This is a genomic window from uncultured Microscilla sp. (assembly GCF_947493425.1).
Classification (GTDB): Bacteria; Bacteroidota; Bacteroidia; order Cytophagales; family Microscillaceae; genus Microscilla.
On the sequence record NZ_CANLRP010000023.1, the window covers coordinates 27,750 to 42,055 of the forward strand.

General features: G+C 37.9%; 9 protein-coding genes. All 9 read left to right on the plus strand.

Annotated features, from left to right (window positions below; translation table 11 throughout):
• Window positions 1-375: 375 nt before the first annotated feature.
• The 9 genes from cmk (at window position 376) to Q0954_RS08825 (ending at window position 14,269) form a co-directional block, all read left to right on the plus strand.
• Entirely contained in the window at window positions 376-1,065 is a 690-nt protein-coding gene (gene cmk / locus Q0954_RS08785) for a (d)CMP kinase (protein ID WP_299455969.1), read from the plus strand.
• A gap of 211 nt (window positions 1,066-1,276) precedes the next feature.
• The gene (locus tag Q0954_RS08790) at window positions 1,277-2,044 is read left to right on the plus strand and encodes an HNH endonuclease (RefSeq protein WP_299455971.1); all 768 of its coding nucleotides are present in this window, start codon (window positions 1,277-1,279) and stop codon (window positions 2,042-2,044) included.
• Window positions 2,045-2,351: 307 nt separating this feature from the next.
• Entirely contained in the window at window positions 2,352-3,704 is a 1,353-nt protein-coding gene (locus Q0954_RS08795; protein ID WP_299455973.1) for a Na(+)-translocating NADH-quinone reductase subunit A, read from the plus strand.
• A gap of 101 nt (window positions 3,705-3,805) precedes the next feature.
• A complete protein-coding gene (nqrB, locus tag Q0954_RS08800; protein ID WP_299455975.1) occupies window positions 3,806-5,179 on the plus strand; it encodes an NADH:ubiquinone reductase (Na(+)-transporting) subunit B in 1,374 nt (457 codons plus the stop codon).
• A gap of 6 nt (window positions 5,180-5,185) precedes the next feature.
• On the plus strand, window positions 5,186-5,938 hold the full coding sequence (nqrC, locus tag Q0954_RS08805) for an NADH:ubiquinone reductase (Na(+)-transporting) subunit C (protein WP_299455977.1): 753 nt from the start codon (window positions 5,186-5,188) through the stop codon (window positions 5,936-5,938).
• Between the two features lie 69 nt (window positions 5,939-6,007).
• Complete coding sequence (locus tag Q0954_RS08810) at window positions 6,008-6,664, plus strand: NADH:ubiquinone reductase (Na(+)-transporting) subunit D (RefSeq protein WP_299455979.1); 657 nt, start codon at window positions 6,008-6,010, stop codon at window positions 6,662-6,664.
• 34 nt (window positions 6,665-6,698) lie between these two features.
• Window positions 6,699-7,304 (plus strand): NADH:ubiquinone reductase (Na(+)-transporting) subunit E, encoded by a 606-nt coding sequence (nqrE, locus tag Q0954_RS08815; protein WP_299455980.1) that lies wholly within the window; start codon window positions 6,699-6,701, stop codon window positions 7,302-7,304.
• Between the two features lie 286 nt (window positions 7,305-7,590).
• Complete coding sequence (locus tag Q0954_RS08820; protein ID WP_299455981.1) at window positions 7,591-11,496, plus strand: two-component regulator propeller domain-containing protein; 3,906 nt, start codon at window positions 7,591-7,593, stop codon at window positions 11,494-11,496.
• Window positions 11,497-11,866: 370 nt separating this feature from the next.
• Window positions 11,867-14,269: a SpoIIE family protein phosphatase gene (locus Q0954_RS08825; protein WP_299455982.1), complete on the plus strand. Its 2,403-nt coding sequence runs from the start codon at window positions 11,867-11,869 to the stop codon at window positions 14,267-14,269.
• The last annotated feature ends 37 nt before the right edge of the window (window positions 14,270-14,306 follow it).

A 14,306-nucleotide genomic window follows, 5' to 3' on the forward strand; every position in this document is an offset into this window, starting at 1 on the left:
GGCTAATAGCATCGCTATTCGGCTATTTTTTAACAACGTATAGCCTCAAAAGATGAGGTTAAGAATGCGTATTTATTTTGGTACCATTCCTAAAAGAAGAAAATAGTAGCTGATTATTTAGGCAGAGCTAAATAATCAGCTGTTGTCTACATACAATCTGTCTTACTATCTGGCAGAATAAACTTTTATCCAGGCTCTTATAATAGATTGAATAGAAAAGGAGTTTTTTGATTAATGGTTATTTATGCACTTTCTGTACATACACCATAAAAATGCATATTAAACTTAGCAATACCAAGCTGTAAACGGTATATTTGTAAGTCGACAATTTTATACCCTTAAAAATATTTTTCCAGTCAGGTTAATATGAATCTAATGGATAACGAACACAAAATTATCATTGCCATTGACGGTTTTTCAGGTTGTGGCAAAAGCACCACAGCAAAAGTTGTGGCCAAAAAGCTCAACTATATATATATAGATACAGGTGCTATGTACAGAGCCGTGACTTTGTACTTTTGTCAAAACAATATTATGCTTGACGATGAAGCACAAATAGACAAAGCCTTGGCAAACATCGAAATCCGGTTTGAGTACAATGCTTCTTCTGGGCAAAATGTTACTCTACTGAACGGAAAAGTGGTAGAAGACGAGATACGTAAAATGTATGTATCGGCAAGGGTGAGCCCGGTAAGTGCGATTCCGGCAGTACGCAAAGCAATGGTAGCACAACAACGTCAAATGGGTGAAGGCAAGGGCATTGTAATGGATGGCAGAGACATTGGTACCAATGTTTTTCCAAATGCTGAACTAAAGATTTTTATGGAAGCTGATGTAGTAGTAAGGGCTGAGCGTCGTCAGAAAGAGCTAGCCGCTAAGGGACAAGAGGTAGACCTGCAAGAAATTATAGATAACCTGAGCCAACGTGATCACCAAGACAGTACTCGTAAAGAAAACCCTTTGACTAAAGCCATTGATGCCCACACCATTGATACCACCCGTATGACTATAGAGCAACAAAGCGAAGAAATAGTAGGATTGGTAGAATCATTGGTGAGGTGTTAGAAAATACTTTATAGATATATGCAGAATGAGTGGAGTTTCTGAGTTTGATAATGTATTCATTATGGGTGATGAAACTCCTTGTTGTTCGAAGTGTGGTGCTAGAACGGAAATAGTTGCAGAGTATACACAAACCAGGCCTTATTGTCAGTTACACAGATGCTTATCCTGTTTCTTTGAATTTGTGTTAATTGATGACGATGACTAGTCAAGAATGAAAAAAGGACAAAAATTATGGACGCGTGAAGAATTGATATTGACCTTATGTCTTTATTACAAGCTTCCTTTTGGTAAAATGCACGCAAAGAATGCAGAAGTGATGCATCTCGCCAAGGTGTTAAATAGAACACCAGGTTCTATAGCTTTCAAACTGGTTAACTTTGCTAGTTTAGATCCTGATTTGCAAAAACGAGGAGTGAAAGGGGCTACAAACGTAAGCAAACTAGATAGAACTATATGGGCAGAGTTTTATCAAAAGTGGGACAGTTTAGTTTTGCAAGAAGAGCAAATTAGTCAAAGTCATTTGATGATTGAGTCTGATCAACCAGATGAACATTTGATAAACTCTAAGACAGTAGGTGAAGACACGGAAGTAATACGTAAGCAACGGGTAAATCAACATTTCTTCAGAAAAAGTATTTTGGCTTCTTATGATAATACTTGTTGTATTACTGGTATACAACAACCCCAATTATTGGTTGCGGGGCATATTAAACCTTGGGCATTGGATAAACAAAATAGGCTAAACCCTCATAATGGTATTCTTCTCAACTCGCTGCATGACAAAGCCTTTGAAACTGGGCTGATTACTATAAATACAGACTACTATATACAAGTAGCTACAGAAATCAGGCAGTCAAAAGACAAAAAACTTACCTCATTCTTTCTGCCTTATCACAATCAACCCATCATTTTACCAAAAAAATATTTGCCTCACCAAGAGTTTTTAGCATACCATCATAACGAAAGATTTAAGGGATAAATACAGTGTTTTTTTGTGAATAGTGGCTGGTTTTTAACTTTTCACTTCAAAAAAGACTTTCCAATAAATGTAATCTAAAGCCCTTAATTAATTGTTTCCCATATACCAAACATATACTTTTGCCATTAATTTTTAACAAAAAGCACAAAACATGAGTTAACGAAGTGCATTTTACATTCAGTATGTTGCATTTTGAGAATAAAAAGAACAATCCCTCTTTTATAAACTAAAAGAAGGCATTTTTTTTCTTGAAAAAGTTACTATTTTTGCGCAGTTTATAAAACACAAGAAAGTTACGGTATAGAAGATGTCTATCAAATTAAAACGTGGTTTTGATATAAATTTGGCTGGAAAAGCGAAAGCCGAAAAGGGAGATACCATCCATCCTGAATCATACATTTTTAAGCCCACTGATTTTATGGGCATCAAGCGACCAAAAGTGATGGTGAAAGAAGGGGATGAGGTAAAAGCTGGAACCCCTATTTTCTTTGACAAACTCCATGAGCAAGTCAAGTATACTGCTCCGGTAAGTGGAAGAGTATCCGAAGTAATTCGAGGTGCCAAACGCAAACCAATGGGGATCAAAATAGAAGCTGATCGTGAAACTCAATACGTTGAGTTCGATAAATACGATAGCAGTCAGCTGTCTGGCTTGAGCAAAGAACAAATCATCGCAAACCTTTCTGCAAGCGGTGTGTGGCCAAATATTATTGAACGCCCCTATGGTATAGTGGCAAACCCCCAAAACACACCCAAGTCTATCTTTATTTCTGGATTTGACAGTAGTCCCCTTGCTCCTGATTACGATTTTGTATTCAAAGATCAGGGAAAATACCTTCAGGCAGGAGTAGATATACTAAGCAAGCTTACCTCTGGCAAAGTACACCTAAGCACTGAAGCAGGAGTGGCCTCGGTACTTAAAAATCTTACAGGGGTACAAAAACATGAAATACAAGGAAAACACCCTGCGGGCAACGTAGGTGTACAGATTCACCACATTGACCCTATCGTTAAAGGTGACATTGTGTGGACTACCACTCCTTACGGCTTACAGCAAATCGGCAAGCTTTTCTTAGAAGGGCGTTATGATGCTTCTAAAACCATTGCAGTGGCTGGTTCGGAACTTAAAAACCCTTGCTATTACGATACATGTGTAGGTGCTACGGTGATTGGGTTTTTGAAAAACAACCTCAAACAAGACAATGTGAGAATAGTGTCTGGCAATGTACTTACTGGCGAAAGAATAGAAATGGATAGTTCCGTTGGTTATTACAACAACCTCATTACAGTAATACCTGAAGGTGATAAATATGAGTTTTTGGGTTGGATCACACCAGGCAAAAATAAGTTGAGCATGCATCGTCCGATAGGTTTGTTGTCTTTTCTTATGCCTAAAAAAGAATATGTTCTCGATACCAATATGAAAGGTGAAGAAAGAGCCTTTGTACAAACAGGAGTTTTTGAAAAAGTGGTGCCTATGGATATTTTTCCGGTGTATCTGCTGAAAGCCATTATGGCAAATGACTTTGAAGAAATGGAAGCATTGGGTATTTATGAAGTCATAGAAGAAGACTTTGCTCTGTGCGAATTTGTGGATGTGTCTAAAATAGATGTGCAGGCAATTGTACGTGAAGGGATCAACGCGCTCATGGATGCCTAATTTTTGCTTGTACCAAGCATATTGAAACAATCAAGAGAAATACAACAACTGATAAGAAGCAGCATTAGCGAATTGCTATCTATTGAACTTTTATTAATGATATGAAATTCTTACGTAATATCTTAGATAAACAGAAACCAAACTTCGAAAAAGGGGGGAAACTACATTTTCTTCACTCTGTTTTTGATGGTTTCGAAACCTTTTTGTTTGTCCCCAAACATACTACCCCTGACAAAGGTGCTCAGGTACGCGACGCTATAGATATGAAGCGTCTGATGATCACAGTAGTAGTGGCTATGGTACCTTGCTTGTTGTTTGGTATCTGGAACACCGGACACCAACATTATTTGGCAATTGGCGAAACAGCCGATATGATGGCTAAAATCATTTATGGAGCCAAAGTAGTATTACCAATAGTGATTGTGTCGTATGGTGTAGGTTTAGGAATTGAATTTGCCTTTGCCCAAATGCGCGGACACGCTATCAACGAAGGTTACCTTGTTTCCGGAATGTTGATTCCCCTCATTTTACCTGTAACTATTCCTTTATGGCAAGTAGCTTTAGCTTCTGCTTTTGCGGTAATTATTGCCAAAGAGGTTTTTGGAGGTACAGGCATGAATATTCTAAATGTAGCTATGACTGCTCGTGCTTTCTTGTATTTTGCTTACCCTACTTATATGGCTGGCGATATCAAAGTATGGACTGCAGGAGAGCCTACTGTAATTGAACAAAAATTAGATGGATATACTCGTGCTACTGCACTTGGGCTGGCTGCAGAGCAGTCCAGTAGTTTGGCGGCTGAGATACAGAATGCCCGCGAAGCTTATGTAGATAAAAAGGTAAAAGAAGCTGAAACAAAGGGTGAAATAAAAGATCCAGTAGCATTTAACAATGCAGCATATAAGGAGTCTGGAAAATTGCCAGAAGTAAAAAAGCTTCAGGCACAGATACCCACCCAAGTAACCAATGCCTTCGAGTCTAAAAAAGGAGGGCTCTACTCGCTCAAAAGTTTTGTAATAGGAACTATCCCTGGTTCTATTGGTGAAACCTCTTTTCTGATGTGTTTAATTGGTGGAGTCATTCTTATATTGACAGGTGTAGGAAGCTGGAAAATTATAGTCAGTGCTTTTGGGGGAGCCTACCTTATGGGACTCTTATTTAATGCCATTGGTGGTAATGCATTTATGGCAATGCCAGCACACTATCACTTAGTAATGGGAGGACTCGCCTTTGGTATAGTGTTTATGGCAACCGATCCTGTAACTGCCGCTCAAACTGAAATAGGCAAATGGTATTACGGTTTTTTAATAGGAGCACTTACTGTCTTGATTCGCGTATTTAACCCTGCATATCCTGAAGGTATTATGTTGGTTGTATTGTTGATGAACGTTTTTGCTCCATTGATTGACTACTACGTAGTGGCTGCTAATAAAAAGCGTCGTTTGAAAAGATTAGAGTTAAAAAAAGCACAATAAGGAACAATGAAAAAGGATTCTAAAGCTTATCTTATTACATATACCCTGTTGATCACGATCATTTCAGGTTCGTTGCTTGCAATGGCTTCAAAGGGACTGGAGAGTTACAAGGAAGCCAACAAAAAACTAGAGCTCCAGAAAAGTATTGTAAATACATTTATGGAGTTGCCTAAGTCGAGTGAAGATATTGTAAAAGTTTACAACAAACGGGTAAAAAACTATGTTGTAAATGCTCAAGGCGAAAAAATAGAAGGAATGAAAGCCTCTGCAGTAAATGTAGGGGAAGAGTATTCGGCAAAGCGTGAAACTCCCAGAAGAAGACACTTGCCTGTATATGAAATATATGGTGAAGATGGAAAAGGAGGTGTTTTATATTATGTCTTTCCCTTGTATGGCTTTGGCTTGTGGGACGTTATCTGGGGTTACATTGCATTGGATGCTAAAGACATGAACACGATCAAAGGATTGGTGTTGGCACAAAAAGGTGAAACCCCCGGTTTGGGTGCTAGAATTTCTGATAAAGAAATTCACGAGCGATATACTGGTAAAAAAATCTATGATGACAAAGGGCAATTACAACGTGTGGTAATGCAGCGAGGAGAACACCAGGGATATAGTATCAAACACTATAAGGGACAAGACCACAAAGTAGACGGAATGTCTGGTGCTACTATTACCGGAAACGGAGTAAATACAATGTTCAAAGAGTATTTGAAACTGTATGATGGCTTTATTCAAAAGAAACAACAAAAAAAGTAAGCCTCATAATATTTAATAAAAGTTTATAGAAACCCTGAGGTATCAAGCCTTTTAAAAATATAAATCATTATGGCAGAAACTACAATTGAAGAAGTAAAGCCTAAAAAGAAAGAGGCATTATTTTCTAAGAAAAACCGACGAATTCTTACCGATCCGTTAGATGGAGACAATCCGATTACGGTACAGGTATTGGGTATTTGTTCAGCACTTGCCGTAACTGCACAATTAAAACCTTCACTGGTAATGAGCATTGCTGTTATCTTTGTAATGGTTGGTTCAAGTGTACTTACTTCTTTGCTGAGAAACACCATCCCTCCACGCATCCGTATTGTAGTACAGTTAGCCATTATTGCTACATTTGTGATTTTGGTAAATGAACTACTTTTAGCTTTTGTATATGATACAGCTAAAGATTTAGGTGCCTTTGTAGGCCTAATTATTACTAACTGTATTGTAATGGGACGCCTGGAAGCTTTTGCAATGGCTAATAAGCCTTGGCCTTCATTTTTAGATGCGTTAGGCAACGCAATGGGGTACGCTATTATTCTTTTATTGGTAGCTTTCTTCCGTGAGTTGTTGGGTTCTGGTACACTATTCGGCTTAAAAGTATTTCCAGAGAGTCTTGCTACCAACGGTTTGATGCTTTACTCTTCTGGTGCTTGTATAGTAGTTGGTGTGCTTATTTGGGCACAACGTTCGTTTAATGGCTATCGTGAAGATGCCTGATTTTTAAGTAGAACTAAGGATTTAAGAATATATTATGGAACTAATTAGCATTGCAATTCGCTCTATATTTGTCGAAAATATGATCTTTGCCTATTTCTTAGGCATGTGTTCATATTTGGCTGTATCAAAAAACGTAAAAACAGCAGTAGGACTTGGAATGGCGGTGATTTTCGTATTGACAATGACCATCCCTATCAACTATTTGATTTACAACTATGTGCTAAAGAAGGATGCATTGGCATCTATCTTTGGACCCGGTATAGATCTAAGTTTTCTTATGTTGATTGTGTTTATTGCAGTAATTGCTTCATTTGTACAATTGACTGAGATGATTGTAGAGAAATTCTCCCCAGCATTATATGGAGCCTTAGGTATATTTTTACCTTTGATTGCTGTAAACTGCTCAATTCTAGGAGGTGCCCTTTTTATGTTAGGTAAGCCTTATACCTTAGGACAAGCCACTGTTTTTGGTCTTGGTTCAGGTATAGGTTGGTTATTGGCAGTAGTTGCTTTGGCTGCCATCCGTGAAAAAATTAAATATTCAAATGTGCCTCCTCCTTTAAGAGGTTTAGGAATCACATTTATCTTAGTAGGTTTAATGTCATTTGGATTTTTGAGCTTCTTAGGCTTTTCAATCTAAACAAAACTTTATATTAAGAAGTACAAAAAAGCGCTGAGTTTCTACTCAGCGCTTTTTTGTTTTTTGCTGCATAGTTTTTGCCACACGGGGTGTTACAGCGCTTAATATTATTCTTTATTTTGATAGAATAAAAGAGTGAGTTAGGTTATGTGAGAGTGTTTTAGGCACAGTATATAGATATACTCATTTTTTATTTGTTATTTAGTTTTCTAAACGGCAGAGTTGATAACCACAAAACGATAGAATATACTACTGCCTTATTATTGATTTTTATAATAATAATCCTATGAGGTTCTGGATCACACTGTATTTATCTTGTGTTTTTTTTCAGGCGTCCGCACAGCAATATTTTTTTCGAAACTATTCACTAAAAGCAGGCATACCCCAATCAGAGATATACGCTTTAGTAAATGGCCCTAAAGGTGGAATTTGGGTAGGAACAAATGGGGGAGGGGTAGCTCGCTTTAATGGGCATAGGTTTGAAGTGTTTAACAAGCAAACCCATGGGTTTGTTCACGATCAGATAATCCAGCTTTTTTTTGATAGCAAAGATCGGCTTTGGGTAGGCACTGCTGCTGGTATTACCCGTTTTGATGGAAAGTTAACCAAAAACTTTCCTTTCCCAGCTACATCTTCTAGCGAGATTTCTCTTTATTTTTATGAAGATCCACGAAAGCCTGGTAGAATATGGAGCATGTCTGTGCTCAACCAAAAGATTCAGTATTTTGACGGAGACAAAGTTGTTGACTTGGCCGATCAATATCCTAAACAATTAAAAAATGTTCCTTTTCTAAACTTCATTTTACTTCATAATGGTAATTTTCTCATTGCTACTGGCAAAACATTGCTTGAGTACAATGGCAAAGTACTTCAGGAGTCACCTATAGCACTGCACCCAAGGTTTAAAGGGGCAAGGTTGAATCCTTTTTTAGTAGACAACGCAGGTAATTTATGGTTGTGGGCAGTTACACCACCTGCCAATGGACAACCTGCTATCCGGCGTTTATTTAGGTACAACAAAAAGGTTGAAGAAATAACCTTGCCTCCGCAAGTACCTCCATTTAGAGTGAATGCTATTGGTTTAAAAGATCGCCAGGGGAACTTATGGCTGACTACCAACCGCAATGGTGTTTTGAAATATGATGGAAAGGAATTTCAGCACTTTTCTACAAAAAATGGCTTGCCGACTAACACTACCACCAGTTTGCTGGAAGACAGTGAAGGAAACATTTGGATTGGTACTATAGGAGCAGGATTGGTAAGGTATAGTGGGGATACCTTTACTTTATTTGATCAGAAACACACCAAAATAGCCTCTAACTTTATTCGTGCAATCTATCAGGATGGGGTAGGTAATTATTGGATTGGAACAAATAGCAGAGGCATTACCCGCTTTGATGGTGTAAATGCAGTCAGTTTCTTTAATACTGCCGAAAACGAGGTAGGAAGAGTACATGATTTTACAAGGATAGATGATCAACAATTTTTAGTAACAACCACCCGAAAGGGGGTATTGAAGTATAATGGAGAAAAGTTTGTGCCTGCCAATACGAATTATGGTATTCCTGCAAATCGGGGAGTAGGAGCTTCTTTTAGAGATGGAGATACTTATTGGTTTGGCGTATTTGGTTTAGGGGTAATCAAATATTCACCTGAAGGGGTAGATACCCTAAGTGCTAAAAAACATGGGTTGATTAATAATATCATTACGTCCATTACTAAAGATGGAAATGGTCACATGTGGTTTGGTTCCCTTCGCAATGCTACGGGTGGTTTATCTCGTTATGACGGCAAAAAAGTGACGACCTGGCATAAGTCAGATACTCTCAAGACAGAGTTAGTGATGCAAATGACTACTGATAATAATGGAGGTGTATGGATTGCTACTTATGGTGAAGGAGTGATCAGGTATTCGGATGGCAAGTTTAGTTATGTGACTACTAAACAAGGAATTAGTGATAATACTATCTATTCTATTATAAAAGATGATGAGGGGCATATTTGGCTGGGAGTACAGGGAGGAGTAGATAAGATTATTTTGGACAAACAAGCTAAAATTGTTTCTATCAAGCACTTCAGGCAAGAAGACGGTTTTATGGGCATAGAAAACAACGGCAAAGCAGTGTATAAAGATGCTCAGGGAAACTTGTGGTTTGGTACCTTAAGCGGGGTAGTAAAGTATACCCCTCAGGCACATAGGTTGTATCATCAAAAAACCAAGTTAAATATTAAAGAAGTAAGGTTATTTTTGAAAAAAGTGGATTGGCAAAGTGAGGAGTATAAGCAATACACGCAGTCACTAGATGCTTTTTTTCCAGTACCTCGTCAATTGAAACTTCCTTACAACTTAAATCATATTACTATTTATTTTGAAGGTATTAGTTATTTTATTCCCGAAAAAGTGGCTTATAAGTGGCGCCTAGATGGTTTAGACAAAGAGTGGTCGCCAGTATCTACCTCACAAAAAGTGACTTATACTAACTTGCCCCCTGGGAAATATATATTTAGACTGAAAGCTCGTAACAGTTGGGGGCAGTGGGCAGGACAAGATTATGTATATGAGTTTGAGGTACTGGTTCCTTACTGGCAAACTTGGTGGTTTAGAACTTTAGCATTGCTTGGGTTTGTATTATTGATTGTTGCAGGTTTTAGTTGGCGTGTGAGGGCTATTAAGGCTCAGCGAAAGGAGTTGCAACGTTTGGTACACGAAAAAACCCAGGAAGTGAGGGCTCGTAATGAATCAATACTCGAGAAAAATGCAGAATTAAAGCAACAAAAAAAGGAGATATTAGTGCAGAATGAGCAAATTCATTTGCAAAATGAAGAAATACAAGTACAACGTGATCAGTTAGAACTGTCGTTTCAAAATGTGAAGTTATTGAGCGAAATAGGGCAAAAAGTAACTGCCAATCTTTCATTACAAAAAATTACGGAAACTTTTTATGAGCAAATAACTGCAGTAATGGAGGTAGATGAGTTTGGGATTGGTTTGTATGATGCTGAACAAAAAGCTTTGGTTTTTGACCTGATTTATATAGGCAATGATTGTTTGCCTCAGGTGACATTACCACTTACACAAACAAAGCGTTTGTCGGTACACTGTTTTTTAAGTAAGAAAGAGTTGGTATCAGGCGATGTAAAAAAAGACTTTGCTAACTATACGAGTATTAAAGATACATACACTGAAGGTGATTTGTTAAACTCTATGTTGTGTTTGCCTATTTTAGAAGGAGAAAAAGCATTGGGAGTAATGACACTGCAAGCCCGAAAACCTGATGCTTACGCTGATTATCATGTAAGTATGGTACGTAGCCTAAGCACTTATGTAGCAATTGCTACTCAAAACTCAAATGTGTTCAATCAGGTGAAAATTCAAAAAAGAGAAATAGAAATTAAAAACGAAAATATTACAGCAAGTATTAACTATGCCAAACAAATTCAACAAGCTATTCTGGGCAGAGCCAAAGATATTGCCCAGTACTTCAGCGATGCTTTTGTATTGCTAAAGCCAAAAGATATAGTAAGTGGTGATTTTTACTGGAGTACTAAAGTAACTACTGAGCAGACACAACAAAAAATAGTGCTGGTGGCGGCTGATTGTACCGGGCACGGAGTACCAGGGGCGTTCATGACTTTAATGGGGAGCGATTTTCTGGACGACATTGTGTGTAAAGAAAAAGTGACCCAGCCCGACCGTATACTACAGCAGTTAGAACAAAGAGTAATAGAACGATTGCAAAAAAATGAAGGTGATCAGGTAAACGATGGTATGGATATGGCAATCATCAGTGTTGATCCTCAAGGCTTGACTCTTGATTTTGCCGGAGCCAAAAATCCCCTATGGCTCATACGCAATGGTGAACTGATAGAGTACAAAGGGGCTAAGTTTCCTATAGGAGGAAGTTCTCAATATCGAAAAATGAAACAGTTTGAGGTACATACCATTGATTTACAACCAAAAGACGTACTGTATATGTTTTCAGATGGTTATCAAGATCAGTTTGGTGGTGAGGAGGGTAAAAAATTTATGAAGCGACGGCTAAGAGCGTTGTTGGTTGAGATTCACCAAAAACCTATGCAGGAGCAACAAAAAATACTGGAAAATACCCTGGAAAACTGGATGAGTTATTTGCCGGAGCACAGTGAAGTAAAGCAGGTAGATGACATATTGGTAATAGGGGTAAGCATTTGATGAATATCATTTATGAGAAGTAGTCAGCCTAACTATTAAAATGTACCTGCTTATATGTTGAAATAATTTATTGAAAATAAAGAAATCTTACAACCTATACCAGTACAACAAAGTAATAAGCAACTGATGCTAATAAGACAAGTCAAGCTTTTTGTTCATAGACTTTACTACTTTGTGGTACCTTGCAAAGTAGATGTAAGTTTTTAACCATTAAGTGTTTGATATTAAGCCCGAAAATTACTTAATTGTTATGTAAAATTCAACCAACTGTTTTGTATTCTCTACTCCAGATGTTTTGATTTCATTCACTATCGCCATATTTTTTTGTTTTCACTTATAAGACACATCGTAAGTAAAGCAGGGCTACTACATGACTAAATGGTTGCAAATACTACTTTTTATTTTGGTTATCACGTTCAGTGTCCACTGGGTAAAAGCACAAACCCCCACAACTGACCGCTGGAAGAAGGTTAAAGCGGACAAAAAAGGCACCTTATGGGTAATATATACCAATAATGAACCTTTTATAAAGGCTGAACTACAAGGACAACCAACTGGACTTGAACCTGATATTATCAGGGCTTTTGTAAGGTTTATCAAGTCTCACTATCAAATCGACTTACAATTACGTTGGAAAAAGTTCAAGCAATTCAAAGATTGCTATAAGGCCATTAAACAAATGGAAGCAGGAGTGATTGCCTGCGCTGGTTTTTCTATTACCGATCAACGAAAGCGTGAGCTTCAATTCTCAAAAGCTTACATGCCTGATATAGAAATACTAATCTCTAGCCATAATGTACCTGTATTTGAAGACATCGCCTCATTCAATAAATACCTACCTCAACTCAAAGTCATTACTATTCGCAATACTACTTTTGAACAGAACCTGAAAGACTTGATTAAAACCAGGGCGTTTACCAACCTTACCTATAGCTACATTCCTAATGGAGAAGTTATGCGAGACTCCTGTGTAAATAAAAACAATTTTTTGGCTTATACTCAGCTACCCAACTATATTATGATGCTACAGCAAGGAAAACTCATACAAAGACAACGTCTCTTTAATGTAGTGAGAGAAGGACTTGCTTTGGCATTGCCCCTAAAGTCTGATTGGAAACAGCCTCTTGACACCTTTTTTGCGCAACCCGCCAGCAAACAATTGATTAAAAATATCATCAATAAACACTTTGGTAATTTTGCTACAGACTTAATCATTGATGCCCAAAAAAACCGTGATGACACCCACCGCGAAAATCAAATGGTGTCGATGGAACAAAAATTCCAGGAATTATTAATTCAGAAAACAAAAGAGCAGTTAAAAAGTGAAAAACTGCAAACACGTATTGCGCTCCTGGCTTTGGCTGCATTGATTTTGTTGTTTGGTGTTTTAGGTTGGTTTTTGTATAACCGTGAAAAAATAAAAAAAATAGCGAGGCAAGAGTTAGCACGAAAAAATGCTGAAATAGCTGCTCAGGCTGCCAGTATTAAAGAATCTTATCAAAAACTTGAGTTGATATCTGACCTGGGTAAGTTGGTAATTGCCAATTTATCTATAGAAGACATCATCAAAACGGTATACCAACAAGTACTATCGCTTATGCCCACCGAAGAGTTTGGGATTGGCATATACGACCCTGTAAGAAAAAGCCTGGTATATGAGGTATACTTTAGTAAAGGCAAACGTATGCCCGTTTTTTCTTTGCCTGTGAGTCAAAACGATCGTTTGACCCTCAAGTGTTTTACCCTTAAGCAAGAAATAGTACTGTCAGATTTGCCAAATGAATACACCCAATACCTGGACTCGCTCGATGCGTACCAACCCCACGAACTGTTAAACTCTATGATATGTTTGCCATTGGTAGCCGGTGACCAGGCCATTGGTATTATCAATGTACAACATTCAGCAAAAAATGCCTATGGCAGCCAACATGTGAGTATTTTCAGAAACCTGGCAAACTATGCCATTATTGCCATTCAAAACGCCAAGGTGTTCAAGCAGCTGGAGTCTCAAAAAAATGATATTACGGCAAGTATAAATTATGCCAAACAAATTCAAGATGCCATGTTGCCTGGCACAGAGATAATGCAAGCGTTTTTGCCCAATATATTTGTCTTGTTTAAACCCAGGGATATAGTGAGCGGTGATTTTTACTATTTTGCTGCCAACGCTGATAAGTCTAAATGTGTATTGGCAGCTATAGATTGTACTGGTCATGGGGTACCAGGTGCTTTTATGAGCTTGATTGGGAATGACATTTTAAATAGTATTATTGAACAAGAAGGCATTATAGATGCGAACCTCATTCTTGATAAATTACACACAGGAGTGTATACATCGCTTAGGCAAGATAGCAACTCCAATCGTGATGGGATGGACATCTCTTTATGTGTAATAGACAAGGCAACCCAAACCTTACAGTTTGCCGGAGCAATGAGTTCATTGGTATACGTGCAAAATGGAGAATTAAAACGATTGGTGGGTGATAAAATGCCTATAGGTGGGGAGCAAAGAGAAAGAAATCGACAGTTTCAAAAACAAGTACTGGATATAAGTATTCCTACTACTTTATACTTGTACTCAGATGGTTACCAAGATCAGTTTGGTGGTGAGCATAATCGCAAATTTATGGCACCCCGTTTCCGGGAGTTACTCTATAGCATACACCAAACCCCTGTAACTGAACAGAAAAAAGTCCTTGAGTCTACTCTTAAACATTGGAAGCAAAACAACGATCAACTAGATGACATATTGGTGATTGGGGTCAAGGTATAAATTTGGTTTATTGTGCGGTAAAAATAAAGTTCCGTTC

Coding starts and splice junctions, on each gene's coding strand:
- nqrB (WP_299455975.1), top strand. CDS start 3,806: ATGAAATTCTTACGTAATATCTTAGATAAACAGAAACCAAACTTCGAA.
- Q0954_RS08810 (WP_299455979.1), top strand. CDS start 6,008: ATGGCAGAAACTACAATTGAAGAAGTAAAGCCTAAAAAGAAAGAGGCA.
- Q0954_RS08790 (WP_299455971.1), top strand. CDS start 1,277: ATGAAAAAAGGACAAAAATTATGGACGCGTGAAGAATTGATATTGACC.
- cmk (WP_299455969.1), top strand. CDS start 376: ATGGATAACGAACACAAAATTATCATTGCCATTGACGGTTTTTCAGGT.
- nqrE (WP_299455980.1), top strand. CDS start 6,699: ATGGAACTAATTAGCATTGCAATTCGCTCTATATTTGTCGAAAATATG.
- Q0954_RS08820 (WP_299455981.1), top strand. CDS start 7,591: ATGAGGTTCTGGATCACACTGTATTTATCTTGTGTTTTTTTTCAGGCG.
- nqrC (WP_299455977.1), top strand. CDS start 5,186: ATGAAAAAGGATTCTAAAGCTTATCTTATTACATATACCCTGTTGATC.
- Q0954_RS08795 (WP_299455973.1), top strand. CDS start 2,352: ATGTCTATCAAATTAAAACGTGGTTTTGATATAAATTTGGCTGGAAAA.
- Q0954_RS08825 (WP_299455982.1), top strand. CDS start 11,867: ATGACTAAATGGTTGCAAATACTACTTTTTATTTTGGTTATCACGTTC.